The organism is Aliterella sp. E5.1, assembly GCF_057473825.1.
The window spans coordinates 1-1,193 of the sequence record NZ_JBYCCV010000467.1; the positions used below are offsets into that span (position 1 = coordinate 1).

At 49.6% G+C, this 1,193-nt stretch carries 1 protein-coding gene; it reads left to right on the forward strand.

Features of this window, described 5'->3' with window-relative positions:
- On the forward strand, positions 1-1,076 hold a 1,076-nt coding region (locus AC2VE5_RS28280; protein WP_486890822.1), incomplete at its 5' end, for a transposase.
- Positions 1,077-1,193: the final 117 nt, after the last annotated feature.

The following is a 1,193-nucleotide window of genomic DNA, read 5'->3' on the forward strand; positions in this document are numbered from 1 at the left end:
GCAATGCCCAAAGCCTATTTGGGGTCCATCAGATACCAAGCGACAACCACATCCGGGATCTACTCGACTCTGTAAATCCGGAGCAGGTTTTTCCCATCTTCGAGGAAATCTTGCAGGTGTTGGAGCAACAGGGACAGTTGAAGGAGTTTCGCTCGTTTGCAGGCACCCTGCTGATGGCAATAGATGGCACTGAATACTTCGCTTCGAGCCAAATCCATTGCCCTCATTGTTCAACACGCCAGTTGAAGTCGGGGGAGATATCCTATTTTCATGGTGTGGTCACCCCAGTTATTGTCTGCCCTAGACAAACTCAAGTGATTCCATTGGCACCTGAGTTTGTCGTGCCGCAAGATGGGTATAACAAGCAGGACTGCGAGAATGCAGCAGCCAAACGGTGGTTCTTGCAGTACGGACAACGCTACAGTTGCTTAAATGTGACTATTTTGGGCGATGACCTCTACTGCCACCAGCCCTGGTGCCAGCAACTTCTAGCCCAGCAATTCAACTTTATTTTGGTCTGTCGTCGGGAGTCTCACACTACCCTCTATGACCATCTTGAGGGCATTTATCTCCCAACAGTAACGACCAAACGTTGGACTGGGAAGGTAGAACAAATCTATACCTACCGCTATCTCAACAGGGTACCCCTCAAAGATAGCGATGATGCTCTTCTAGTGAATTGGTGTGAACTGAGCGTGAGCCGCCCGGATGGCAAGGTGGTCTACAAAAACGCGTTTGCCACCAATCACACGATTACTGATGAGACTGTCGCAGAGATTGTCTTAGCCGGTCGCACCCGGTGGAAGGTAGAAAACGAGAACAATAACACCCTCAAGACCAAGGGCTATAACCTCGAACACAATTTTGGGCACGGGAAGCAGCACTTGGCCTCATTCCTCGCTACCCTCAACATCCTATCGCTGTTGTTCCACACCTTACTGGAGTTGCTCGACCAGAAGTACAAGCTGCTCCGGGCACACTTGCCTACCCGCAAAACCTTTTTTGATGATTTGCGGGCCTTAACCCGCTATCTCTATTTCGAGAGTTGGGATCATCTGCTTACCTTCATGCTTTAGTCATGCTGACTGTAACGGTTTTCAACGCCCCTTCAAAAGTGCGGTGTAGCTTTGCTTCCACCGATCCTATTTTAGGCAGCTTAATAGCCCCATCCAATAGCTTGACCGATTGGGGAT